This is a genomic window from Glutamicibacter sp. NPDC087344, assembly GCF_044744225.1.
GTDB lineage: Bacteria > Actinomycetota > Actinomycetes > Actinomycetales > Micrococcaceae > Glutamicibacter.
Genome location: NZ_JBIUXY010000005.1, coordinates 110324 through 134743, shown reverse-complemented (window position 1 = coordinate 134743; position 24420 = coordinate 110324). Strand labels below are relative to the sequence as shown.

Below are 24420 nucleotides of genomic sequence, written 5' to 3'. Positions count from 1 at the left end.
AGTTGCGAGAACTGCGTTGACCTTGGGATAAATCCGGACAGGCGCCGCCCAGACGCGGGTACGCACCAGAAAAACAACACAGGTTCCGGGAGCTTGATTTCTCAAGTTCTCGGAACCTTTGCTTCTGGCGGTGACGGTGGGATTTGACCCATTGTGCCATCCGCATGCTTACTGGGATGATTCGAAGTTCCCCTGTATTTACTGGAATCTCAGCCCATAGGCTCACAGGTGCGCACCACGTCTCGCAGGTGTTCCTGCACCAAAAATGCACCACGGTGCACCACGCAAGAGGTGTTCTGCGCGCTGCTTGCTGAGGGCTTCTACGACGTTGTCGAGGTCGTCGGGGAACAGTGCCGCATAGGTGTCCAACGTGACCTTGGCCGACGGGACATCGTATGTGAGCTACCCGCTAGTCGGCGACGGTGTCCAGCTCGCCACAGCCGGTGCACTCCTGGACAACTCAGGCAATGTTGCGCAGCGCACAGAGAAGGCTTTCGTTGGCGACGATGCATCTGGTCATGCCCGAATGAGGGTTGACGGAAATCTGACCATGGACAAGCAATTGACCACTACTGACGCGGAAAACAACGTCACCACATATGCCGGTTTCTGGGACAAGCTCAACAACTGCCTTGCCAACGCAGGCATCCCTAGCTGGGTTATTACCGCCATCACTATCGCCTGCGCGGCGGTCTGCGTAGGAACCGTTGGGCTCGGCTGCGTGGGCTGCATCGCGGCAGCCGCGGGCATCTGGGGCGGCCAGGTCGGCTATTGCATCGACCAGGCCCAGAAATAGGAAGTGGTCAACATGAAAAAGATCTCGAAAGCAATCATCGCGATGGTTGCAGGCTGGGCAATGCTCTTCGCGGTTGCTAGTCCGGTCAACGCTTCCGAAAGCTCGTTCTTAATCAACGAGCCGCTTTCGGATTCAACTGTTGAGCGAGCGATCGCAATAGCTGAGCCGAGTTTCGACGCACAGCTGCGAAACGGCGCAGAAGTCGATATCAAGCAGGCAAACGTCGCCCGGGTCAATGGATCCAGTTCGCTGATGGTGGCAGTGGCTACGTCTGGCGGCGGCCACGACGAGGGTTCGTTTGCCGTTGCCGTCGTCGACGCCGCTGGAGACGTTGTCCAGAGCTTCGCGCAGGTTCAAGCTACGTACACCAGCGACAGCACTGCCGATGTGAAGCAGTGGGTCGATGGGAGTCTCCTTAAGTAGTGGACTGTTGAAGCCACTCCCGAAGCTGAAGCTCAGGCTGCGAAGGCTTTGAGCTCCATGTCTCCTGCAGGCTCGTCGGTGGGCGTTGCGGCCGCTGGTAACGGGGGTGTGATCAAGTGCCTCAACGCGCTGGGCATCTCCACCATGGCGGCGCTCGTGATCATCTCCACCTGTGCGGCATTCTGTGCTGTTACCGTTGGAACAGGCTGCATCATCTGCGTGGCTGGGTTCACCGCTGTCGCTGGCGCATCCGTCGGACAGTGCCTGAGCGGTGCCAGCTAGGCACGAGAAAGGAAACGGCAAATGACAAAGCAACCTAGCAATTCGTCTGCCGCCAGGAAGAGTGCCGTGGTGGTGCTTCTGTTCCTTGCGGTAGCCGCGATCAATCTGCCTCGGGTCCCTCAACTTACTGACTACGCCGTGGTTGGGTGGGCTGTCGGTGGAGTGCTGCTGCTCGCAGCGCTGATCCTGGCGTTCACCAACTATCGGCACCATCCGAAGGCCAGCACTTCACGACAGTAGGCAATGCCTGCTCTTTCACCGAATGAGCGGAGACGAGCGCGTCCAGATCCGCTGAGCCTAACCCGAAGAGCTCCCCTTGCCGCATCCAGCAGCAGGCGGATCTTTCTCTGTGCCCGGCTTCCTGAAGGCAAGCGCGCGTAGCGCGTGTGGCAGCCGGCCGGGAGGCTAGCGATCTATTTCGTCCTGCTTGCGCGACACCTAGTAGGGGCATTCTTCGTTGTGTTTCCCCAGTTGTAGGCGTGCGGGCCTGCATGGTAGTGGAAGCCGTGTTCGCAACGTATGACGGGCATGCCCCGACGTCCCTCCACTGAAATGTGCACCATAAGTGCACCGCGTCAGTTCTTTAAAAGAAGAAAACCCCTGGTTGACCAGGGGTTTTCATTGGCGGTGACGGTGGGATTTGAACCCACGGTACGGGGTTACCGTACACAACATTTCGAGTGTTGCACCTTCGGCCGCTCGGACACGTCACCAGACCTGATAACTCTATACCGAACCCTGGGGGATTACCAAAACGAAGGGGTCTAAAACCGCCCTCAAGTGGCCCGAAACACAGTGGGGCTATCGTTTGGACCGGAAGAACTCGCGCAGCAGGTCGGCGCATTCGTGCTCTTTGACCCGCGGGTAGACCTCGACCCAATGGTTCAGGCGAGGTTCACGCACAATGTCGAAGACCGAGCCGCACGCGCCTGCCTTCTCATCCCACGCGCCAAAAACCACCCGGGGGATCCGTGAAAGCACAATGGCCCCGGCGCACATGGCGCAGGGTTCTAAGGTGACCACCAGGGTGCAGTCCTCCAGGCGCCATCCGTCGTCTTCACCACGAGCGGCGAGGGTGGTCACCGCATTGCGGATGGCCACCACCTCGGCATGGGCGGTGGGATCCTTAAACGCTTCGCGCTCGTTGCGACCGGTGGAAAGCAGCTCGCCGTCGGGGGAGATGATCACGGCGCCAATGGGAACGTCATCGGTCGCCAGTGCGGCCCTGGCCTCCTGCAGGGCGAGGTCCATCCAGGCTTCGTGTTCACGGTTCATAGTGTTCCAACCATACGTGTTTCGGGGTTTGCAGATGGATTTACTGTTTGCTTGGGCACATAATCTGGATTTCGGGTGGGGAAAAATCCGGTTTTTCTCGATCAGGCAAAGCGCGGGCTGATAGATTTTGATGCATGCGCGTACAGGTAGTCGACCACCCGCTGGTGGCACACAAGGTCTCAGTTCTTCGTGACAAGAACACCCCATCCTCAATTTTCCGTCAGCTGACCGACGAATTGGTCACCCTGCTGGCCTACGAGGCTACGCGTGAGGTGAAAACCGAGCAGGTTGAGGTCGTGACCCCTGTGGCTGTCACTACCGGCACCAGCATTGCCAAGCCGACCCCGCTGGTGGTTCCGATCCTGCGTGCAGGCCTTGGCATGCTCGAGGGCATGACTCGTCTGGTGCCGACCGCTGAGGTGGGCTTCCTGGGGATGGCCCGCAATGAGGAAACCCTGGACATCATTACCTACGCGGACCGTGTGCCCAACGACCTGACCGGTCGCCAGGTTTTTGTTTTGGATCCGATGCTGGCTACCGGCGGCACCTTGGCTGAGGCTATCAAGTTCATTTTCGACCGCGGCGCCGAATCGGTGACCTGCATTTGCCTGATCGCCGCACCGGAAGGTGTTGAACGGTTGAAGTCGATCCATGGAGAGAATGACCGCGTGCACGTGGTGCTTGCCTCGCTGGACGAAAAGCTGAACGAAAAGTCCTACATCATCCCAGGTCTAGGAGACGCTGGTGACCGCCTGTATGGTGTCACCCCGCCGATTGCCTAGGGGTTAATAGCATTCAGGGGTTGCCTGCACCGATGGTGCAGACAACCCCTGAATGCGTTAACTCTCCCGGACTAGCTGTGAGTTATCCGGGCCTTACACCTTTGCCTTTGGCGAGCGGCCGGTGGATCCTGCCGGCTCGCTATCCTGGTCGAGCAGCGGCAATCTGACCTCGAAAACGGTATTGCCGGGGACCGAAGTCACCGAGATGCTGCCGCCATGGGCCTCCACGATGCTCTTGGCGATGGGCAGCCCCAGTCCGGTGGTGCCGTCGGATCCGGAGCGGGCCTTGTCCGCGCGGGTGAATCGTTCGAAGACCTTTGGCAGGAAATCCGCGTCAATGCCCTCGCCGGTGTCATGCACCAGCAGCACCGCTTCATTGGTTTCGGGGTCTTGACGGACCGTTGTGGTCACGGTGTTTCCCGGGCTGGTGTGCTTGCGGGCATTGGCCAGCAGGTTGGTGATCACTCGACGCAACGAGGCCGAATCGGCATTGACGAAGGTTTGCGGGTCTTCGCACTCAAAATCCCAATTGTGGTCATCTGCCGTGACCTTGAAGTCTTCGGTGATATCCGCGGTGAGCAGCGCCAAATCAAGTTTGCTGCGGTTGAACGAATGTGCTTCGTCCAGGCGTGCCAGCAGCAACAGATTCTCCACCAGTGTGCCCATCCGGTTGCTTTGCTGCAGCACGCGTTCAACCGAGCGCTGCCCGTCGGGGGAGAAATGCTCGGTGGCGGCAAGCAGTTCGGTGTATCCGCGGATGGAGGAGAGCGGGGTACGCAGCTCGTGGGACGCATCGGCGACAAACTGGCGCATCTGGGCCTGTGATTTCTCGCGGGCCGTCAGCGCGGTGGAGACATTGTTGATCATGGCGTTCAGGGCGTAACCCACGTTGCCGACTTCAGTGCCCGGGGTGGCATCCTTCTGCGCTACCCGTTGGGTGAGCTCAACCTTTCCGGAGTCCAGATCGGTGTCCGCCACCGAAGCGGCGACCCCCGCCACACGTTTAAGCGGCGCCAACGATCGGCTGATCAACCAGGAGCCGGCCAGACCGGCGCCAACGATGAGGATCATGGCGATGAACAGCGTCAGCCACGCCATTTCGCGCAGGGCCATGTCTACATCGGACAGCGGCAGTCCAACCACCAGCACGGTGTTGGTTCCGGAATCCTTGACGGCTACCAGATAGTAGTCGCCGACGGTCAGGCTGGCGCGGCGCGGATGGAAATCGCCGGGGGTGTGCACATCGCTGACCGGAAGCTGCACCATGGGGATGGCGTCCTGCTGACCGAGCTGCTTGAACTCGCCGGTCTTTTTATCCAGCACCCCGCCTGCGAAGACCAGGCGGTCGAAGCGCGCGGTGAGTGTACCCGCCGACTGTCCGGGAGCCTCGATGCGGCCGTTGCCGGTCTCCTGCGAGTAGTTCAGCGCACGTTCGGTGGTCAGCTTCAGCTGATCACCCAATTGGTCCATGAGCGTCTGGCGCATGCCTGCGTTGTAGAGCAGCCCCAGCAGGACTGAAACTGCGGTGACCGAGGTCAGCAGGATGATCATCAGCTTGCGTTGAAGCGCATGCGGTGAACTCACCTTGGGGGTGGTGGTAAACATGCTCATGCAGCGGGCTTCAAAACGTATCCCACGCCGCGCACGGTGTGAATCATCGGTTCTGCATCGACGTCGATCTTTTTGCGCAGGTAGGAGATGTACAGTTCGACGATATTCGCTTGGCCGTCGAAATCGTAGTGCCAGACGTTGTCCAGGATCTGCGACTTGGACACCACCCGGCGCGCGTTGTTCATCAGGTAGGACAGCAAATCGAATTCGGTGGCGGTCAGCTGAATCTCGCGTCCGGCACGAGAAACATCGTGCGAATCAAGGTTCAGCACCAGGTCCCCGACGACCAGTTCGGAGGTGTCCGCGGTGGTGGCGCCGGAGCGCTCAACCAGGCGGTGCAAGCGGATCAGGACTTCTTCCAGGCTGAAGGGTTTGGCGACGTAGTCATCCGCGCCGGCACCCAGGCCTTCGATGCGGTCTTCAACGGCATCCTTGGCGGTCAGGAAGAGGACCGGGACATCGGGAAGGTGGGTGCGGACCTTGCGCAGCACCTCGGGGCCGTCGAAACCTGGCAGCATCCAGTCCAAAACCAGGACGTCGGGGGTGAAGGAACGGGCGGCGGCAACGGCCTCGGGGCCGTCATGGGCCATGGTTGCCTCCCATCCGAGCATGCGGGTTCCCATCGACACCAGTTCGGCAAGCGATGGCTCGTCGTCAACCACCAAGACCTTGATGGGGGTGCCGTCTGGGTGGGTGAGACGTGGAAGCTGTGCGGGAGAGAATCGGGAATCGTTCATGTTTAAGAGCATCCCCTATTGCCTTGGGCTGACTTTATGTTTTACCTGTGAGGACCCTATGTCCGTATGACGATTTTATGCGAGATTTCCACAATCAGATAGTGGTTAATTTGGTCAAGGGCGCGGAACGGCGAATGTTTGAAGTGTGATCATCGAAAGTCAATGAATGAATATTCAGCCCCCTGCATGGCATGGGCATACTGCGCATTGAATCGAAAATGCCTGAGCATATTGAGTAGTTAAGCGCTTAGATCACCGTAATTTGACTAAAGTGGCACGCGTCACTTTCGGACGCATTTGTCTCACATGTTGGACAGGGGTGCTCATTGTTACTTGCAAGTTGCCAATGTTACGAGGAAACTAGAGGTGTGAGTAAGGCGCAGAGCAGTAAGCGAAGCCCCGGTGAGAGACCGCCGATGGTTAGTAATTGCTGTTGTCGAATGCTCGGCGTCAGCGGTACCGCATCGAATTTCTAGGTCACTAAAGGTTCGATTCACGGGCAGCCGTTGACGGGAAACCCAACTGCTGCTGGTGGACGAAGGCCGCTGGCAGCGCAAGCAAAACCCGAAGCATCAGCGCCAAACCACTTGGCCTTCGCACACATAGAGGAATGCAATATGTCGGCAGGATCCGGATACGTTCACGTTTCAATTCGTAATGCTCAGAACCGAGCAGCGGCCGCGCAACGCGCAGCCACGGGAAGTTATGCCCCGGCAGGTTATCGCCCGCTGCGTGCAGTTTCCAACGTGCATGAAACCCGCGAACCCATGCAGCAGCCGACCGACACTCCGGTTCAGTCGACCGGCACGGCGAGCACCGATACCTCAGCTCGCGGATTCGTCCTGTATGTAGGGCTGGACGAGGCCGCAGCGCAGGCTCAGGGCACATCCTTGGGCAAGCTGGCCACCCAGGTCCGTGCCTTCCTTGCGACTCTCTCCCCGCAGGCGCAGACCCACGCCGCGGTGGCGCTGGCGCCAACCAACGCCCAGGGTGAACCAATTGACGTCGTGCGCCAGGCACTGGGTGATCCAACCCTTTCCCGCCGGCCACGCGCCGAGGCCCGCCCCAGCGCACCGCGTCCGTCCGGCGTGCTGATCGATCTTTCCCGTCGCGAGGTTTACCTGGACGGCGAGACCTTGAACCTGACCTTCAAGGAATTCGAGCTGCTGAACTTCCTGGTGGAGAACGGGACCCGCACCGTGGGCCGTGAAGAGTTGCTGGAAAACCTGTGGCGCAATGCCGACGAGGTGCCTAACGAGCGCACCATCGACGTGCACATCCGCCGCCTGCGCTCAAAGCTTGGCCGTTTGGCCAACACCGTGCGCACCGTCCGCGGCCAGGGGTACCGCTTCTACGAGCACCCAGAGGTTGTTGTGTGGGCAGCTCCGGAGTACTCCATCTAGTTTTATCCCTGGCGACGCCTTCGAGACGCGCCAGTACCACGGCGGGCAAACCATTGGGTTTGCCCGCCGTGTGTGTCTTAAGCTTGGGACTATGAATGCAGCCCAGACCCGCCGCCTGATCCTGATGCGCCATGCCAAGGCGGATTATCCGCTGGGGGTGCCGGACCACGACCGGCCGCTGGCCTCGCGCGGCAACCGCGAAGCCCCCGCCGCCGGCGCCTGGCTGGTAGACAACGATCTGATCCCGGACTACATCATCTGTTCGGATGCGCTGCGCACCCGGTCGACGTGCGCCTGGGTGCTCTCCGAGCTGGGCGAGAAGGGTCCGACCCCCTACATCGATTCGCGGGTCTACAGCGCGTCGGTCGCCGAGCTGTGCTCGATCATCAATGAAGTCCCGCCAACGGTGAGCACGCTGCTGGTCATCGGCCATCAGCCGGTGCTGCAAGACCTGGCGTTGCGACTTGCCTCGGCCGAATCCGACGAAGAATCGGTGTATGAGCTGGCCATGAACTACCCAACCCTGGGCACCACCGTGCTGGAAACCGCGCATCCCTATTCGCACCTGGATGCGCGGGACGCCAAGGTCACCCATTTTGTGGTGCCGCGCCCTTAAAAAATCCAGAGAATTCTGCGCAAAGATACTCATCGGGGCAAGATGAGAAAACCCTCATGGGTTTCTCCTGACCATCTCATCGGATATCCACGTTCGGTTAATCCAGGACGACTTTACTGTAACTAGTCGAGCCGAACGGCCGGCCGCAGGTTGCCAAAACCTGCGGAATCCGAACTGAGGAGAGCCCGCCATGGGTATTGCACCACTGATCGAAGAGCACCTGAGCCTATCCGCCGCCCTGCAGTGTGAAGACCAGCGACTTGATGCCCGCACCGTGGCAGCGCTTAAGGTCGCCTACACCACCCGTTTTGTGGGTGCCGAACTGCAGCGCAACCCCGAGGACTTCCACCTGGTCGGCGGCCCGGCGCTCGTTCCGGCGGCCGGCGACGTGGTGGTGGCGCGGGTGAGGGAGATCGGCAAACACACCGCCGTGCAATCCGCGCAGGGTCGACGCCAAAAACTCTTCGTCGGACAACTGGTGCTGATAGCCTATGGCGACCGCTACGCCCCGGACCAGTTCCTGGCCCACGTGCCGGCGGACCTGGGCCCATGCCAGCTGGTGGCCGGCGGCGGGGTGGCCAGCGCCGTGGAATCGATGCATGCATCCATCGACGCCGCCACCGAACTTGAACCGGTGGGTTTGCTGGCCCGCGGCTCGCAGGTGGTCAACCTCCAGGACTTCGCGCCGCTGCAGGTCCATATTCCATCCCCCGCTGCCAGCGTTCCGCGCGAACGGCACGCGGTGCCGGTGCTCGCGGTGCTGGGCACCTCCATGAATTCCGGCAAATCCACCACCTTGGGATGCCTGGTCAACGGGCTGACCAACGCCGGGCTGCAGGTAGCGGCCGGCAAAGCCACCGGCACCGGGGCGGGCAACGACCCGAACCTCTTCCGCGACGCCGGTGCCTCCGCGGTGGCCGACTTCACCGACTTCGGCTACCCGACCACCTACCGGGTCAGCTACGAGAAGGTCCGCGACCTGCTGGTGGCGATGATTCGCGAGCAGGCGGCCAGCGGCGCCGACGTGGTGATCATCGAGATCGCCGACGGCCTGTTCCAGGGGGAAACCTCCCGGCTGTTGAACGATCCGGTGTTTTCCGAGCACGTGGACAAGGTGCTGTTCAGCGCCCAGGATGCGCTCGGCGCACTGGCCGGAGAACAGATCCTGCGCGCCGCCGGGCTGGATCTCGCGGCGGTTTCCGGGTGCCTGACCTCCTCCCCGCTGGCGACCGCCGAGGCCCGGGCGCACCTGAGTACCCCGGTGATCGATACCTATCAGCTGTGCGACCCGCAGGTTGCCACGGCGCTGCTGCCACGGCGATGAGCCTGGCGCAGCACGGTGAGAGAATGAAGAACCCGGTAGCCAGCGAGCTCGAAGACGAGGGGCAGGGAAGCCTGCCGGCCCTGTGGGGCGCCGGACGCAAGGCACAGCTGCTGTGCCTGCTGGGCCTGGGGCTGTCCATGGGCGCGCTCACCGTCTTGCTGGCCTGGCTCACCGGGCAGCTGACCAGCAGTTTCAGCGTGGCCGGGCTCTGGCTGGTGTTGGGGCTGGCACTGGTGTTTGGGGCGGGGAAGTTCGCCGAACGGGTGGTGGCCGAAAAACTTGGCCAGCACTACGTGGCGCAGCTGCGCGGCGGGCTGCTGCGGCAATCGTTGACCGCCGAACGCGCCCCGGGACTGGGGATTACCGTGGCACGCTCAACCAATGACCTCTCCTCGGTGCGCAACTGGGTGATCCAAGGTTTTGTGCCGCTGCTTTCCGGCATCCCGCTGCTGCTTTTTGCGCTGCTGGGGCTGTACCTCAATTCCCCGCCGTTGGTGCTGGCGCTGCTGATCCCGCTGTCCGTGGAATTGCTGCTGCTTGGATTTTTGGCCCCGGGGGCCTACGGAGCGGCCCGGGTTCTACGCCGGCGCCGCGGGGCGCTGGCCTCCAGGATCGCTGAGACGGTAGGGGCCGCGAGCACGGTGCGCGCCGCCGGAGGGGTGCAACGCGAGGTGGACCGGCTGCAGGACACCGCGTCGCGGATGGCGACTGCGGCGGTGCATCGGGCCCGGTTTGCCGGGGCGCTACGCGCCAGCGCCCTGGCCATCCCGTTGATGGGAAGTGTGCTGCTGGTCGCGGTGGCGTCCAGCACCGGATTGCCGGCCGCCTCGGTGGCCAGCGGCCTGCTGTTGCTGGGAATCAGCAGCGCGGTGCTGGGCGAATTCGGGCGCATGGTTGAATACCGGCAGAACTACAAGGCCGCGGTGCGGATCCTGGCCCCGCTGCTGGCGCAGAACTCCGGCGCCGGCGGGAGCCAAGCGAGCGATTTCGGCTCCAGGCTCCCGGTGGGCGCGGTAGGCAACGCGCCGAATCTGGTGCGCCTGCAGCCGGCCCCGGAATCAAACGGTCAGCACTGGTCCACGCTGCTGGCTCGCCCCGGGGAACGGATCGAGGTTGCCGCTACAGTGGCCGGGCAAAATATGTTGCACCGCCTGGCCACCACCGGCTTGGCCTCCGAACGCCTTCCCTGCGGGGCGTGGGTCGGCGGGCGGAACCTCGGGGCATTGCCCGAGCGGACCCGTCGCAAGCTGATCGGGGCAGTGCTGCCCTCCATGGTGCTCGAGCGCGGAACGCTGGCCCGGGCGCTGCGCTACCGGCGCCCGCAGGCGGACTTGCCCGCGGCGCTGGAACTGGCCAGGGTGTGCGGCCTGGACGTCGAGGACCTGCCAGATGCCCAGGACACCATGCTGCGCCGGGGCGGTGAACCCCTGGATGAGGGGCAACGCGCGGGATTGCTGCTGGCGCGCGCACTGCTGGAAGAGCCGGCGCTGCTGGTCCTCGACGGGCTGCCCGGGGCATTGGACCCGCAGGTTGCCGAGGAGCTTGGACGGCTGCTGCAGAATTATCCCGGGGTGCTGCTCTACCGCGGTGAATTACCCGGCCTGGACCCCACCGGCCGGTGGGAACCGTCCTGAGCCGCGCACGATGCACCTGCGCGGCACGCTAGCTGGACGCGCGGGACATGGCCCGCAATCCGTGCACCGTGGCCAACACCGCCTGCACCGTGGTTTCCAGATCCGGTGCCGGCCCGTTGCCGGCCCGCCCGCGGGCGGTGATCAAGGTGGCGCCGAACATCGCCTGGGCGGAGGAGGCCAGCAGCGGTTCGGGAACCTGCACCGCGCGGCGCAGGGCCGCGGTGATCTTCTCGGTGATCTGCTGCCTGAAGTCGTCTACCTGCGCACCCCACGGGCTTTGCCCGCGCTGCTGCTCGCTGACCCACAGCTGGGCGTAGGAGGGGTAGGCCCGCACAAATTCGAAGGCCGAACGCACCATCGCTTCCAGGGCCGCCATCCCGTCGGCGAGCGCCGCATCCTTGGCCAGCTGCTCGAGCAGTTTCTGCGCGCCGAATTCAAGCAGCGCCCCGATCATCTTCTCCTTGGACCCGAAGTTGTAGTACACGGTGCCCTTGGAGACCCCGGCGGCCTGGGCGATCTGGTCTACCGATACCGCGTTGACCCCGCGCAGCCCCAGCAGCGTCATCGAGGCGGCGAACAGCCGTTCTTGCGAATCTGTGGCGCGCACCCGGTCCCGGGTGCCGAATTCCTGGCTCATTCTCCCAGCTCCGGTTGCAGCGTTTTCAGGTTCCAGGTTTTATGCAGGCGCACCGCCAGCAGGCTCAACCCCAGCCCCAGCAGGGTGTAGGCGATCAGCACCCCGCCGATTGCACTGAGCACTCCCAAGTCCGCCCCGTACATCAGGTGGCGCATGCCCAGCACCACCGAACTCATCGGCAGGATCTGGTGCAGCACGTGCAACGGCGCGGGCAGGGTCTCCCAGGGGAAGGTGCCGCCGGCGGTGACCAGCTGCAAGACCATCAGCACCAGCACCACGAACTTTCCCGCGGTGCCGGCCAGGGCGTAGATCCCCTGGATCAGGGCGCTGAAGCACAAGGCCGCGAGCAGGAACAATCCCCAGGTCAACCACGGGTGGGCGGTGTTCAGGCCCAGCCCGAAGTGCACCACAGCGAACAGCAGGCTGGTTTGCACCAGTGCCAGCCCGGCGAAGGGCAGCCAGCCGCCGATGGCGATTTTCCAGTTCACCCCGTTGGAGGCCAGCGCGCGGGTGGTGATCGGGCGGACCACCTGAGTCAGGATCAGCACCCCGATGAAGGTTGCCAGGGTCATGAAGAACGGGGCCAGCCCCTCGCCGTAGGCGTGCGCCTCGGCCTGCTTGTGCTGGGTGACGGCCACCGGGTCGCCGATCACGGTGGCCAGCTGCTCGCTGGTTTGTTTATCCGGGTCGGGGACCTGCCCCACGCCGTCTTCCAGTCCGCTGGCCAGCTCGCCGGAGCCGTCTTGCAGTTTGCTGGTGCCCTCGGACAGTTCGCCGACGCCGTCGGAGAGCTGCACCAGGCCGGAATTCAGCTGGTCAGAGCCGTCCACCAGGGAGCTCGCCCCGGCATCCAGTTTTTGCGCGCCGGTGGCGGCGCTGCTGGCCCCGTTCAGCGCGTCGTGTGTTCCGCTGGCCAAGGTGCCCGCGCCGGTGGCCAGGGATTTTGCCCCCGCAGCGAGGGTGGCCGACCCGTCGGCAGCCGAAGAAATCCCGTCGGTCAGCGCGGGGACGGCGTTATTGAGCTTGCCGGTGCCCGCAGCCAGGGTTCCCAGACCCTTGGCCAATTCCGCGTTGCCCTGGGCAACCTGAGCCGACCCGTCGGCTAGTTTGTCCAGGCTTGAGTGCAGGGTGCCGAGTTCGGTGTGGATGGCGGCGGCCTGCTCCTTGAGGCCCTGGCTGATCGCGGAGTCATCCACCGCGTGGCTCAGCTCCGTGCGGATCGTTGCGGCCTGCTCTTCGCTCAGCGTCCCGCTGCCCACCAGGGTGTCCAGACGTTGGGACAGGGTGTCTTCCACCTGGGCCGCACGGTCCTGGGCTTCGGTTTCCAGCTGGGTGATGACCTTGCTGGCCTCATCCGCGGTGCTGGAGAGTTTGCTGTTTCCCTCGGCGACCTGCGCCGAGCCGGAGGCTAGTTGATCTGCGGCGTTTTTGGCGCTCACCGCCCCGTCGTTCAGCGCCTTCACCGAATCCGGCAGCGTGGCGGTTTTGGATTCCAGGGTGTCCAGTCCGGCGGCGAGTTTCCCGGCGCCGGTGGAAAGCTGCGTGGCGCCGTCGGCCAGGGTATCGGCGCCGTCGGCCAGCTTGTGCTGCCCGGCCACCAGGGAGTTCAGCCCGGTGCTCAGCGAACTGGTGCCGTTTTTGAGGTTGGCGCTTCCCTCGGCCAACGCCGAGCTGCCGTCCACCAGTTTGGTGGTTCCGTCGGCCAGGGTGATCACGCCGTCGCCCAGGGACAAGGTTCCGTCGTACACCTGTTTGGCCCCGTCGGCCGCCTCTCCCATGGAGCTGTGGATGTCCACAAAGCCGGCGATCATCGCCGAGGCGGTTTCGGTGCCGACCTCGGAGGCCACCGACGAGCGGACCTCGGTGGCGAGGGTTTTGGCAAAGTTGCTGACCATGAAGTTGTTCGCGTCGTTGGTGAGCAGCTCGATGTTCGCCTGCGAGGCGTCCTTGAAGTCGCCCGGGGAGGTGAGGGCCGCGGAGAAGTTCTCGGGCAGGATCAGCGCGAAGGCGTAGGTTCCGTCGGCGACCGCCGCCTCGGCTTCGGCCCGGGTATCGAGGTGGGCCCAGCTGAAGGTGCCGTCCTCATCCAGGCTTTCGAGCACCGTGTCGCCCACCTGCTTGTTTTCGCCCTCGATCGAGGCTCCCTCGTCGAGGTTGACCACCACCGCGGTGACGTTGTCCAGGTTGGACTGGGGGTCCCAGTTGGCGTAGAGGTACAGCGCGCCGTACAGCAGCGGTACACAGGTGATGGCGATCAGGGCGAGCTTGGGCAGGGTGCCGCGGCTCATCCGTTTGAGTTCGGAAAGCGCCAGACGCAGTGTCGTCATGGGTTAGTCCTTTGGTTGGCTGGGGTCGCTGGTTGGCGGGGCGGGCCGCGCTGGCAGGTGCGCGGGATCCTCGGCGTCCGGGATTTCAGCGGTAATGATTGTGTGGGGCTCGGGGGAATCGGGGTCCGGCCCAACGTCGGCAAATGGCGTTTTGCCGGTTGGCTCGGTGGCATCGGCTGGCTCGGTGGGGTCCTGGACTTCGGAGTCGGGCACGGAAAGCTCCGTTGCTGGCGCCGGCTGCTCAGCCTGCTCCGCCTGCTCCTCTTGCTCAACCAGTTCGGCCGGCTCATCCAGCTCATCCGGATCACGCTGCGTTTGCTCGGCAAGGCCCGCCACCGCGATGTCCGGCAGCGGGTTAATGGGTGCTGGCTGTTCGGCGAACCCAAGATAGGCCACCGGTCCATCCCAGCATTCGGGAACCCGCGCCACCGTGGCGATCACCGCAAAGTTGCCGCTGGAGTGGGCGAAACGTTCAAGGCTTTCCAGCCACAGCTCATCCTCGCCCCCATGCCGGTCCGGTGAATCCGCGACCAGCACCCTGGTCTGCGGATTCTCTACGGCCAGCAGGGTGAGCATCTCGGTCAGCCGTTGCGGGTCAACCGCATCAACCCAGTGCCCGGCAATATCCGCGTACCCATGCTGCCTCATCCACTTTTTGGGGTTCGGGGTGCGCCAGGGCGGCGCCGGAATCAGTGAGAGGTCCTCGCTGACGACGTCGCGGATCTTGAGGTGAGCCTCGGGTTCATTAATTTTTGGCGCGTTGATCAGGGCGCTGTGTTTGCGCAGATATACCAACCGGGGGTTGCTGCCCCAGTTCACGGTACCGCCGGTGGGTTTCATCCGGCCCGAAAGCAGCAGGGCCGCGGCGGTCCGCGCCTCCTGGGTCTCGCCGACCATCAGGAGCAGTTCTCCGGGCGCGACGGACAGCGAGGTGGGCGGCACCAGTTCGTGGTGGCGCCCCTGGAATGATATCGAGTCTGCAACAAGCACGTTAACGAGACTAATTGAACTGACCGGTCAGTTCAATTAGTGCGGATATCTTTTCCGTCACCCTAGACGCGGCCCACCCGATGCGTTTGGATGAGTCATAACCTCTCACCGAGTGTGCCCAGGGCGTTCATGGGGAGTTTAGCTTCGTCTGGTTTATTCGATGCAGAGTTCACCGGTGCGCTCACCTGTCCGCGCCGGTCACACCTATGTTGGGAAAAACATGTATCAACACACAAGAAGAGTCATGCTGGCGCTGTCCATGAGCGCCGGCCTCGCGCTTGGCGGGATCGTACCGGCCGTGGCCGAAGAACCTGCGGTTCGCTCGATCGAAGAGGTGCAGGGGTCCACCGACACCTCGCCCTACGCGGGGCAGCAGGTCGCCGTGCGCGGTGTGGTCACCGGGGCCTATGCGGAAGGCGGAATCAGGGGATTTTATCTGCAGAGCGCCGGCAGCGGCGCCCGGTTGTCGCCCGTGGGCAGCTCGGGCATCTTCGTTTATGCCCCGCAACAGGTTTCCCAGGTTGCGGTGGGCGATCACCTGCAGGTCTCCGGTACCGTCTCCGAGTACTACGGGCTCACGCAGATCAGCGCCGCATCCGTGTCGCAGCGCAGTGAACCGGCCGCGGCGGTCAAGCCGCTGGATCTTTCGATCCCGGCCTCGGACGCGCAACGCGAGCGTTTTGAGTCGATGCTGATCGAGCCGCAGGGGCGTTTCACGGTGGCGGACAACTATGCTTTGAATCAATACGGAGAGGTTTCCCTGGCTCAGGGAACCAGCCGCATCCTGCGCGGGGAGAAGACCTTGCGTCAGCCGACCGATGCTTTAGCGCCGGGAAGCGCCAAGGCGCGGCAACTGGCGGAAGAAAATAAGGCCCGTGCCATCGTGCTGGATGATGGAGCCACCCTGAACTTCTCCACCGCGGCCAACACCTCGGTGCCGCTGCCGTACCTGGATGAACAGCGCCGGGTCAGCGTCGGTGCGAATGCCACCTTTACCGCGCCGGTCATCATGGACTACCGCTATGACCTGTGGAGATTGCAGCCGACGGGACAAGTTACCGGCTCCCGGGACGCCGACAGCCCGGTGAAATTTGAGCAGCTCAAGAACTCCCGGCCAGCGGATGTTGGTGGCAATGTGAAGGTGGGAAGCTTCAATGTGCTCAACTACTTCACCACCACCGGCGACAGCCTTCCAGGATGCACCTACTACAACGATCGCGACGGGCAGCCGGTGACGGTCCGCGGCGGTTGCGACGCCCGAGGGGCGGCTACGGCGGCGAGTCTTGAGCGGCAGGAAGAAAAAATTGTCGCGGCGCTGAACAAATTCGATGCCGATGTGGTGGTTCTGGAAGAAATTGAAAATTCAGCCCATTTCGGCCAGCATCGGGATGCCGCGCTGGCGCATTTGGTGAAAGAGCTGAACGCCGCCGCCGGGAGGAAAACCTGGGACTTTGTTCCCAGTCCGCGTGTTGTGCCCGCAGGAGAGGATGTCATTCGCACCGCGATGATTTACCAGCGTGATGCGGTGAAGCCGATTGGAGCCTCGCAGATCCTGGATGACCCGGCTTTTGATAACGCCCGCGACCCGTTGGCGCAGAGTTTCCAACGCTCCGGCGGCAATCAGAAGAGCCGTTTCCTGGTGATCGCGAACCACTTCAAATCCAAGGGATCCGATCCCGCCGACGGGTCGGCGAACGCTGATCAGGGTGATGGGCAAGGAGCCTGGAATGCCTCGCGAGTAGAGCAGGCTACCGCCTTGGTGCGCTTCGCTGATTCGCTGAAAAAATCGGCCAATACCAAACACGTCCTGTTGGCCGGCGACTTCAACTCGTACTCGGCCGAGGAGCCCGTCAAGGTGCTGCAGAAGGCCGGGTATGTCGATCTGGGGGCGAAGGCGGACTCGCGCAGCTACCTGTTTGACGGGTTGACCGGATCTTTGGATCATATTTTTGCATCGAAGCCACTGGCGGCCAAGGTGGCCGGCCAGGATATCTGGAACATCAATGCCACCGAATCCATCGGCTACGAGTACAGCCGGTACAACTACAACGTGACGCAGCTGGTCACCGGCACTCATTATCGTTCCTCGGATCATGATCCGGTCCTGGTCGGATTGCGTCTGGACAAACGCTAGTTGACGTGTAACAAAGCCGAGTTGGCAACTTGACTCGAGTGCTCACTTCGAGCGCTCGGGTCAGGTTGCCGCGGGCCGAGGCCACGATGTTTTTTCAGTTCAGGGGTTGACACTTGGCAATTCACCGGGCAATCTTAGTGGAGATGAATTGTGAGAGCGCTCACAGAATGTTGGGCGGGCGCTGTTGTGACTCATGCTGCACTGGAAGCTCTTCGGAGTTTTATTTTTTTCTTCAAGTTTGAGAGCGCTCTCACAAAAGTGTGAAAGCCTCAAAAATTCACTCGCAAGCTCAGCACTTTGAACGGAGTCACTGTGGACATCTCGCGCACATCCCGCATTGCCAAGGCGACCGCATTGGTAGGAACCTTGGCCCTATTGGCCACCGGTTGCGGCGGCAACATCAACGCCGCCGAAGAAGAACCAGCATCTGCCGACAACCCGATTACCCTCACGGTCACCACCTTTGGAACCATGGGCTTGGACTCCCTGTATGACAAGTACGAAGCCGAAAATCCCGGAGTCAAAATCGAGGCAACCAACATCGACACCGGTGGCAACGCGCTCACCGACTGGAAAACCAAGCAGGCTGCCGGTGCCGGCTTGCCTGACGTGCAGGCGGTCGAAGAGGGCTGGCTGGGGCAGGTCATGGCGGTCTCCGATTCCTTCACCGACCTGCGAGACCATGGTGCCAGCGACATCTCCAGCCAATGGGTGGATTGGAAGGTCCAGCAGGCGACCGATGCCGAGGGCCGGATCATCGGCTACGGTACGGACATCGGCCCGATGGGTCTTTGCTACAACGCCGACCTATTCAAGGAAGCCGGCCTGCCCAGCGACCGCGACGAAGTCGCAGAGCTCTTTGGCGGAGACACCGCCACGTGGGAGAAATTCGTCGACGTGGGCAAGCAGTACGTCGGCGCCTCGGACAAGGCATTTTATGATCAGTCCGGGTTCGTCTGGAACTCCATGGTGAATCAGCTGGACGAGGGCTACTACAAGGCCGACGGTACCCTGAACATCGAGGGAAACACCCAGCTGCGTGAACGCTGGGACCTGCTGGCCGATGCCGCGGCCGGGGGGCTTTCTTCCGGCCAAACCCAGTGGGACTGGGGCAAGGGACAAGCCTTCATCGACGGCTCCTTCGCCACCATGCCGTGCCCAGGCTGGATGCTCGGAGTGGTGAAGGGCCAGATCGAGGGCGCCGGCGGCGACTCGACCAACGGATGGGACTTCGCGGATGTGTTCCCCGGCGGCCCGGCAAACTGGGGTGGAACCTTCCTCACGGTTCCCGAAACCTCAGAGCACCCAGCCGAAGCGGCCAAGCTGGCGCAGTGGCTGACCAGCGCGGATTCTCTTGCGGTGGCCTTCGAAGCAGCCGGCGCCTTCCCAAGCAACCTCGAAGCCCAAGCATCCGAAGCGGTCACCGGAGCCAACGACCTGACCAAGTTCTTCAACGATGCCCCGGTCGGCACGATCTTGGCCAACCGCGCCGAGGGAATTAAGGCACAGTTCAAGGGCCCGAACGACTCGGTGATTCAGGAGCAGGTCTTCGGACCGGCAACTATCGCCCTGGATTCCGGAACCGATGGGGACAGCGCATGGAATGACGCGCTGGCAACCCTGAAGGACCTTGACATCAAGTAGCCACCGACGCAATCGGTACCCGGGCCCTTCGCGGCCCGGGTCCTGCGGAAGAAGAGAACATTTCATGAGCACCATGACCAACAAGGCACCCGGGTCTGGCACCGGGAACGCTCGACGGAAAGTGCGATCCACCACACCGACACCTGAAAAACTTCAGGAGAATCGGGGATCGAAAAAGGAACAACGACGCCACTTTCTGAGCCGCTTAGACTACAAGTACTCACCGTACCTTTATGTCTCTCCCTTTTTTATCCTGTTCGCCCTGGTTGGGCTTTTCCCGCTGGTTTACACCTTCATCGTCTCGATCAACGACTGGGATCTGCTTGGCGGCGCGGGGGACTGGGTGGGACTGGAAAACTACCAGGCTGAACTTTCCTCGCCGTTGTTCTGGAACTCGCTGTTTAATACCTTCAGCATCTTTCTGCTCTCGGCCATTCCCCAGCTGATCGTCGCGACCTTTATCGCCGCGATGCTGGACCAAAACATCCGGGCCAAAACCTTCTGGCGGATGAGCGTCCTAGTTCCCTACGTGGTCACACCGGTCGCCGTGACACTGATCTTCTCAAACGCATTCGACGAGAAATACGGTTTGATCAACAACCTGCTGCAAAGCCTGAACCTGGACCCGGTGGCCTGGAAAACCTCGGTATTCCCATCCCACATGGCCATTGCCACCATGGTGAACTGGCGTTGGACCGGCTACAACGCACTAATCCTGCTGGCCGCCATGCAGGCGGTGCCTCGGGAACTGCACGAATCAGCGGCACTTGACGGTGCCGGAATGGTACGCCGGTTCTTCTCGATCACCTTGCCGAGCATCCGGCCAACGATGATCTTCGTGATCATCACCGCCACCATCGGCGGCCTGCAAATTTTTACCGAACCCAAGCTCTTCAACGCCAGCAGCTCGGTACCAGGCGGACCGGACCGGCAATATCAGACCACCGTGCTCTACCTCTGGGACCTCGCGTTCAACCGCGGAGATTTCGGCAGGGCCTCGGCAGTGGCCTGGATGCTGTTTTTGATCATCATCGTGATCGGCGTGATCAACTTCTTGCTCTCGGGGCGGATCGCGTCCTCGGGAGAAAAACGCAAACGACGCAGGCCCAAACGATCACGCCAACACCACGAAGCCGCCGGTGAACCGATGACGGTGCCGGACACCGAAACTGAGAGGAGGACAGGTCATGGCTAATGCAACGATGGAAACCACAACACCCACACCGCGCCGGGCCCGGAAGCGCAGCTTTTCGTCCGATCGCCGTCCGGGATTTTTGACCTACGGCCTGTTGCTCGCCTTTTTCATCGGCAGCACCTACCCGCTGTGGTACTCATTTGTGATCGGCTCCTCGGACTCCGGGGTGTTCGCCTCGACCTGGCCGCCACTGCTGCCTGGAAGCCAATTCTGGGACAACGTGGCAGAGGTGTTCCACACCATCGATTTCTGGGCGGCCCTGGGCAACAGCCTGGTGGTGTCCTCGGTAATCACCCTCTCCGTGGTGTCCTTCTCCACCTTGGCGGGATATGCCTTTGCGAAATTGCGGTTCAAGGGCCGCGAAGGCCTGCTGGTTTTTGTGATCGCCACCCTGGCCGTTCCCACCCAGCTGGGCATCATCCCGCTGTTCATGATGATGAAAGAATTCGGCTGGACCGGATCCTTGGGGGCCATCATGATTCCCACACTCGTCACCGCATTCGGCGTGTTTTTCATGCGTCAGTACCTGGTGGATAACATCCCCGATGAACTGATCGAAGCAGCCCGTGTGGACGGGGCAACCATGATCGGCACGTTCTGGCATGTCGGGGTTCCCGCAGCCCGACCAGCCATGGCGATCCTCTCGCTGTTCACCTTCATGACCGCCTGGACCGACTACCTGTGGCCCATGCTGGTTGCCCCGCAAAACCCCACCCTGCAGGTGGCCCTGAGCCAACTGCAATCCGCCCGCTACGTCGACTACACCATCGTGATGGCCGGGGCCCTCTTGGCCACCATCCCGCTGTTGCTGCTCTTCGTGGTGGCCGGCAAACAACTTGTCTCCGGAATCATGGCAGGAGCTGTGAAAGGCTAATGACTCAACATCTATCTCAATCATTTATCTGGCCCAAGAACTTCCTCTGGGGTTCGGCCACGGCAGCTGCGCAAATTGAAGGAGCCGGCCATTCCTACGGAAAGGAAGATTCCATCTGGGATGCGTTTGCGCGCACCACCGGCGCCATCGCCGGTGGCGACAACCTGGAGATCGCGGTGGACCATTACCACCGTTACCGCGAAGACGTCGCCTTGATGCGCGAGCTCCATCTGGACTCCTACCGCTTTTCCACCAGTTGGGCCCGTATTGTCCCTGGCGGGCGAACCGTCAACGAGCAGGGGTTGGACTTCTACTCGCGGTTGGTCGATGAGCTGTTGGAAAACGAGATCATGCCGTGGCTGACTTTGTACCACTGGGATCTGCCACAGGCGCTGGAAGAACGTGGCGGGTGGACCAACCGGGAGACCGCCTACCGTTTCGTGGAGTATGCCGAAGCGGTGTATGCGAAGCTGGGGGATCGAGTCACCCACTGGACCACCTTCAATGAACCATTGTGTTCCTCGCTGATCGGGTACGCGGCCGGAGAACATGCTCCGGGGCGTCAGGAACCGGCCGCGGCGATGGCCGCGATGCACCACCAGCATGTGGCCCATGGGTTGGCCACCACCCGGCTTCGCGAACTGGGAGCCGAAAAAATCGGTATCACGCTCAACCTGACCAACGCGGTGCCCAACGATCCAACGGACCCGGTGGATGTGGAAGCCGCGAGGCGGATTGACGCGCTGTGGAACCGGATGTATCTAGATCCGATCCTGCGAGGTGCCTACCCGGAGGACCTGCTTGAAGACGTCGGGGCCTTGGGGCTGAATGAGGTCATCAATCAAGGCGATGCGCAGCTGATTGCGCAGCCCATCGACTTCCTGGGGGTGAACCACTACCATGACGATAATGTGTCCGGACACCCGCTGCCGGCGGATGCCCCGGCGGCCGTAGTGCCCACGGACTCTCCCAAGTCCTCGCCATTTGTGGGAAGCGAGTACGTTACCTTCCCCGCCCGCGACCTGCCGCATACCGCCATGGGGTGGGAGGTGAACCCCCAGGGATTGCGGGTGTTGCTCAACCGGTTGCACCACGATTATCCAAATATCCCACCGCTGTACATCACCGAAAACGGGGCGGCCTATGAAGATTCACTCACCAGCCAGGGCACGGTAGAAGATCCCGAACGGGAAGAATATATCTTCAACCACCTCGACGCGGTGGCCGGGGCAATAGCTGACGGCGTGGATGTCCGCGGCTACTTCCTCTGGTCGCTGCTGGACAACTTCGAGTGGGCCTGGGGCTACAACAAACGCTTTGGCATTATCCACGTGGACTACCAGACACAACAACGCACCATTAAGAATAGCGGCCGAGCCTACGCTGGGCTCATCGCCGCCAACCGTACAATGGCATGATGCCCGGCCGGGGCACGGACTTTGATTCGTGCCCCGGCCAGCGCAACACCTTGGATCGTCGCAAGACACTGGAGTAAAGAGAACGAGCATGTCCGAATCACGCAAGCAGCAACCCACGCTGGAACTCGTTGCAGAACGCGCCGGCGTTTCCCGCGCCACGGTTTCTCGTGTGGTTAACGGATCGGACAAGGTTAAACCCGAGGCCATGCGCGCGGTGGAACAAGCGATTCGCGAGCTGAACTACGTGCCGAACCGGGCTGCGCGGTCGCTGGCCCAGGGGCGGACCAATGCCATTGCCTTGGTTGTTCCGGAAAACACCGCGAAGTTTTTCTCGGATCCCTATTTCGCCAAGGTGGTTCAGGGAGCAGCGCAGTATCTAGCCGATACCGAGTTTATGCTCTCGCTCTTGCTGTCCACCGAATCGGATCCGGGCAAAACCACACGCTACCTTCGCGGCGGCAACGTCGACGGGGCCCTGGTGCTTTCACATCACGCGGCCGACCGCTCCTACGCGGACATTGGTGGACAGCTTCCCCTGGTTTTCGGCGGCCGCACCATGAGCACCGATCAGAATGAAATTTACGTGGTTGATATCGACAATATCGCCGCCGCGAAACAGGCGACCAACGTGATCCTTGAACGGGGACGTCGAAGGATTGCCACCATCGCCGGCCCCCAGGACATGGGCGCCAGCTTGGACCGACTGACCGGTTTCACCCAGGCTCTCGCCGAGGCCGGGCTTGAGCCGGTCTCGGTGCTGGAAGGCGACTTCACCCCGGACAGCGGGCATGCGCTGATGAAGCAGCTCATTGACTCAGGTGAAAAAATCGACGGTCTTTTTGTCGCCAGTGCGCAGATGGCCTTCGGCGCACTGCAAGCCATGGCTGATGCCGGGTTGAAGATTCCGCAGGATGTCTCGGTCACCACGGTTGATGATGACGCGTTCGCGCGGAACGCAACCCCGCCGCTGACGACTATCGCCCAGCATCCCGAACGCCAGGGCGCCATCATGGCTGAAATCCTGATCAAACGGATCAACGGCGAGAGTGTGCCGGAATGGAGCATTATGGACACCGAGCTGATTTCGCGCGCTTCGCATTAGGCCTGTACCCGGGCCCGGGTTTATCAGGGTTAAACAAAAATTCCCACTCTGTTGAGTGGGAATTTTTTTGGTGCGCCCAAAGGGATTCGAACCCCTGACCTTCTGTTCCGTAGACAGACGCTCTATCCAGCTGAGCTATGGGCGCTTATTTATTTTTTTGTCGCCGTGACGACTTGAATAACAATACACGAGATCGGCCGGCGGGAAAAATCGAAAAGGCGAAAAGTGCCCGGTCTCACATCGTCGCGGGTGGCTTCCCTGGGGTGCAGTGCGGCTAGCGGTGAAGTATGCGTTGATAGAGGTTGTGGTCCTGCCAGTGTCCGGCGATCTGTAGGTAGTGCGGCGCCATGCCGATCTGTTCGAATCCGCATTTGTTGAGGACTTTCTGCGAGGCATGATTGTGTCGCAGGGTGCTGGCCTCAATGCGGTGCAGCCCCAATTCCGAGCCCGCGATGTCGCAAATAGCGCGAACCGCTAAGGTGGCTAGACCTTTCCCGGCTACCGACTTGTCGACCCAATAGCCTAGGCTCGCGCTCTGGAAGGGTCCTCGGATAATTCCGGTGAGCGTGAAACGGCCGATGAGGCGATGGCCCTCGAACAAGGCGGCGGGGTAGGTGGTGCCAGCTGCGAGGCCCTCGAGTTGGCCTTGAAGGATCTTGTGTTGCCCGGAGTCGGTGAAAAACTCTTCTGGCCGCTCAGGTTCCCACGGTGCTAGGTGAGTTCGGTTGCGCACGTATGCGGCAGTCAGTTCCTGAAGATCAGGAAGCTGAATTAGGCGCAGGCTCACACCGTCGGTTGAATGCTCTGGAAAATTCACAATGCTCTCCGGGGAAACAAAAATTCCCACTCTTTCGAGTGGGAATTAATTTTGGTGCGCCCAAAGGGATTCGAACCCCTGACCTTCTGTTCCGTAGACAGACGCTCTATCCAGCTGAGCTATGGGCGCATATTCAGTTTTGATTCACCGTGGCGAACCTCGAATAACTATACAGGTGGTTGCGTGTAGTTCCAAATCGAGACCCTGGCGCATCCGGAATATCGAAGGAGGAGAATTGTGAAGACATCAAAAAGGGTACCGGTATACGTGACCTTCATCACATTAACGCGGGGTGTTGAATTGGCAAACCCCCGGATTTCCGGGGATCTTCCCTTTGCAAATCTAGCGCAGTTCGGATCGTGAGGTTTGAGTCACAGGGTTTGGTCAAGAGTCACCCCC

The 24420-nt window shown here is 61.7% G+C and carries 22 protein-coding genes and 3 tRNA genes; 15 read left to right on the top strand and 10 right to left on the bottom strand.

The window, feature by feature from the left end; translation table 11 throughout:
- The first annotated feature begins 361 nt into the window (after nucleotides 1-361).
- Genes ACIOWL_RS10655 through ACIOWL_RS10640 form a run of 4 tightly spaced genes read left to right on the top strand, consistent with a single transcriptional unit; the run spans nucleotide 362 to nucleotide 1741 of the window.
- The gene (locus ACIOWL_RS10655; RefSeq protein WP_400384570.1) at nucleotides 362-796 is read left to right on the top strand and encodes a hypothetical protein; all 435 of its coding nucleotides are present in this window, start codon (nucleotides 362-364) and stop codon (nucleotides 794-796) included.
- Nucleotides 797-808: 12 nt separating this feature from the next.
- Entirely contained in the window at nucleotides 809-1219 is a 411-nt protein-coding gene (locus tag ACIOWL_RS10650; protein ID WP_400384568.1) for a hypothetical protein, read from the top strand.
- 57 nt (nucleotides 1220-1276) lie between these two features.
- Nucleotides 1277-1501, top strand: a complete 225-nt coding sequence (locus ACIOWL_RS10645; protein WP_400384566.1) for a hypothetical protein — start codon at nucleotides 1277-1279, stop codon at nucleotides 1499-1501.
- A gap of 21 nt (nucleotides 1502-1522) precedes the next feature.
- On the top strand, nucleotides 1523-1741 hold the full coding sequence (locus ACIOWL_RS10640; RefSeq protein WP_400384564.1) for a hypothetical protein: 219 nt from the start codon (nucleotides 1523-1525) through the stop codon (nucleotides 1739-1741).
- Between the two features lie 382 nt (nucleotides 1742-2123).
- Here the strand turns inward: ACIOWL_RS10640 and ACIOWL_RS10635 are convergent.
- Together ACIOWL_RS10635 and tadA are read right to left on the bottom strand one after the other, a co-directional pair.
- Nucleotides 2124-2214: transfer RNA gene (locus ACIOWL_RS10635), tRNA-Ser, on the bottom strand.
- Between the two features lie 88 nt (nucleotides 2215-2302).
- On the bottom strand, nucleotides 2303-2776 hold the full coding sequence (gene tadA / locus ACIOWL_RS10630; RefSeq protein ID WP_400384563.1) for a tRNA adenosine(34) deaminase TadA: 474 nt from the start codon (nucleotides 2774-2776) through the stop codon (nucleotides 2303-2305).
- Between the two features lie 134 nt (nucleotides 2777-2910).
- On the opposite strand from tadA, the gene upp reads away from it, so the two are divergent.
- A complete protein-coding gene (gene upp / locus ACIOWL_RS10625) occupies nucleotides 2911-3558 on the top strand; it encodes a uracil phosphoribosyltransferase (protein WP_400384562.1) in 648 nt (215 codons plus the stop codon).
- Nucleotides 3559-3651: 93 nt separating this feature from the next.
- Here the strand turns inward: upp and ACIOWL_RS10620 are convergent, their stop codons facing one another.
- Both ACIOWL_RS10620 and ACIOWL_RS10615 read right to left on the bottom strand, forming a co-directional pair.
- Nucleotides 3652-5169: a sensor histidine kinase gene (locus ACIOWL_RS10620; protein ID WP_400384560.1), complete on the bottom strand. Its 1518-nt coding sequence runs from the start codon at nucleotides 5167-5169 to the stop codon at nucleotides 3652-3654.
- Nucleotides 5166-5906, bottom strand: coding sequence for a response regulator transcription factor (locus ACIOWL_RS10615; RefSeq protein WP_400384559.1), 741 nt, complete (start codon nucleotides 5904-5906; stop codon nucleotides 5166-5168). The genes ACIOWL_RS10620 and ACIOWL_RS10615 overlap by 4 nt, the downstream gene beginning before the upstream one ends.
- Nucleotides 5907-6523: 617 nt before the next feature.
- Between ACIOWL_RS10615 and ACIOWL_RS10610 the strand changes: the two genes are divergently transcribed.
- The 4 genes from ACIOWL_RS10610 (at nucleotide 6524) to ACIOWL_RS10595 (ending at nucleotide 10883) form a co-directional block, all read left to right on the top strand.
- The gene (locus tag ACIOWL_RS10610) at nucleotides 6524-7309 is read left to right on the top strand and encodes a winged helix-turn-helix domain-containing protein (protein WP_400384557.1); all 786 of its coding nucleotides are present in this window, start codon (nucleotides 6524-6526) and stop codon (nucleotides 7307-7309) included.
- Nucleotides 7310-7400: 91 nt separating this feature from the next.
- The gene (locus ACIOWL_RS10605) at nucleotides 7401-7925 is read left to right on the top strand and encodes a SixA phosphatase family protein (protein WP_400384555.1); all 525 of its coding nucleotides are present in this window, start codon (nucleotides 7401-7403) and stop codon (nucleotides 7923-7925) included.
- 190 nt (nucleotides 7926-8115) lie between these two features.
- Nucleotides 8116-9249, top strand: a complete 1134-nt coding sequence (locus ACIOWL_RS10600) for a DUF1611 domain-containing protein (RefSeq protein WP_400384553.1) — start codon at nucleotides 8116-8118, stop codon at nucleotides 9247-9249.
- 23 nt (nucleotides 9250-9272) lie between these two features.
- Nucleotides 9273-10883 carry an ABC transporter transmembrane domain-containing protein gene (locus ACIOWL_RS10595; protein ID WP_400384551.1) on the top strand — a complete coding sequence of 537 codons (1611 nt, stop codon included), beginning with the start codon at nucleotides 9273-9275 and terminating at the stop codon, nucleotides 10881-10883.
- A gap of 28 nt (nucleotides 10884-10911) precedes the next feature.
- Here the strand turns inward: ACIOWL_RS10595 and ACIOWL_RS10590 are convergent, their stop codons facing one another.
- The 3 genes from ACIOWL_RS10590 to ACIOWL_RS10580 are packed head-to-tail and all read right to left on the bottom strand — an operon-like array spanning nucleotide 10912 to nucleotide 14837.
- On the bottom strand, nucleotides 10912-11520 hold the full coding sequence (locus ACIOWL_RS10590; protein WP_400384549.1) for a TetR/AcrR family transcriptional regulator: 609 nt from the start codon (nucleotides 11518-11520) through the stop codon (nucleotides 10912-10914).
- On the bottom strand, nucleotides 11517-13847 hold the full coding sequence (locus tag ACIOWL_RS10585) for a YhgE/Pip family protein (protein WP_400384547.1): 2331 nt from the start codon (nucleotides 13845-13847) through the stop codon (nucleotides 11517-11519). The genes ACIOWL_RS10590 and ACIOWL_RS10585 overlap by 4 nt, the downstream gene beginning before the upstream one ends.
- A gap of 3 nt (nucleotides 13848-13850) precedes the next feature.
- Nucleotides 13851-14837, bottom strand: coding sequence for an ABC transporter ATP-binding protein (locus tag ACIOWL_RS10580; RefSeq protein ID WP_400384546.1), 987 nt, complete (start codon nucleotides 14835-14837; stop codon nucleotides 13851-13853).
- Nucleotides 14838-15057: 220 nt separating this feature from the next.
- Between ACIOWL_RS10580 and ACIOWL_RS10575 the strand changes: the two genes are divergently transcribed.
- The 6 genes from ACIOWL_RS10575 to ACIOWL_RS10550 all read left to right on the top strand — a co-directional run bounded on the left by ACIOWL_RS10575 (nucleotide 15058) and on the right by ACIOWL_RS10550 (nucleotide 23204).
- On the top strand, nucleotides 15058-16971 hold the full coding sequence (locus ACIOWL_RS10575; protein ID WP_400384544.1) for an ExeM/NucH family extracellular endonuclease: 1914 nt from the start codon (nucleotides 15058-15060) through the stop codon (nucleotides 16969-16971).
- Nucleotides 16972-17283: 312 nt separating this feature from the next.
- Nucleotides 17284-18615 (top strand): ABC transporter substrate-binding protein, encoded by a 1332-nt coding sequence (locus ACIOWL_RS10570; protein ID WP_400384542.1) that lies wholly within the window; start codon nucleotides 17284-17286, stop codon nucleotides 18613-18615.
- A gap of 73 nt (nucleotides 18616-18688) precedes the next feature.
- A complete protein-coding gene (locus tag ACIOWL_RS10565; protein ID WP_400385105.1) occupies nucleotides 18689-19810 on the top strand; it encodes a carbohydrate ABC transporter permease in 1122 nt (373 codons plus the stop codon).
- Between the two features lie 7 nt (nucleotides 19811-19817).
- Nucleotides 19818-20684, top strand: coding sequence for a carbohydrate ABC transporter permease (locus ACIOWL_RS10560; RefSeq protein ID WP_400385102.1), 867 nt, complete (start codon nucleotides 19818-19820; stop codon nucleotides 20682-20684).
- Nucleotides 20684-22102 carry a GH1 family beta-glucosidase gene (locus ACIOWL_RS10555; protein ID WP_400384540.1) on the top strand — a complete coding sequence of 473 codons (1419 nt, stop codon included), beginning with the start codon at nucleotides 20684-20686 and terminating at the stop codon, nucleotides 22100-22102. The genes ACIOWL_RS10560 and ACIOWL_RS10555 overlap by 1 nt, the downstream gene beginning before the upstream one ends.
- Before the next feature lie 88 nt (nucleotides 22103-22190).
- Nucleotides 22191-23204 (top strand): LacI family DNA-binding transcriptional regulator, encoded by a 1014-nt coding sequence (locus ACIOWL_RS10550; RefSeq protein ID WP_400384538.1) that lies wholly within the window; start codon nucleotides 22191-22193, stop codon nucleotides 23202-23204.
- 68 nt (nucleotides 23205-23272) lie between these two features.
- Here the strand turns inward: ACIOWL_RS10550 and ACIOWL_RS10545 are convergent.
- The 3 genes from ACIOWL_RS10545 to ACIOWL_RS10535 form a co-directional block, all read right to left on the bottom strand.
- A tRNA-Arg gene (locus tag ACIOWL_RS10545) sits at nucleotides 23273-23349 on the bottom strand.
- A gap of 129 nt (nucleotides 23350-23478) precedes the next feature.
- Nucleotides 23479-24045 (bottom strand): GNAT family N-acetyltransferase, encoded by a 567-nt coding sequence (locus ACIOWL_RS10540; RefSeq protein ID WP_400385099.1) that lies wholly within the window; start codon nucleotides 24043-24045, stop codon nucleotides 23479-23481.
- Between the two features lie 28 nt (nucleotides 24046-24073).
- Nucleotides 24074-24150, bottom strand: a tRNA-Arg gene (locus tag ACIOWL_RS10535).
- Nucleotides 24151-24420: the final 270 nt, after the last annotated feature.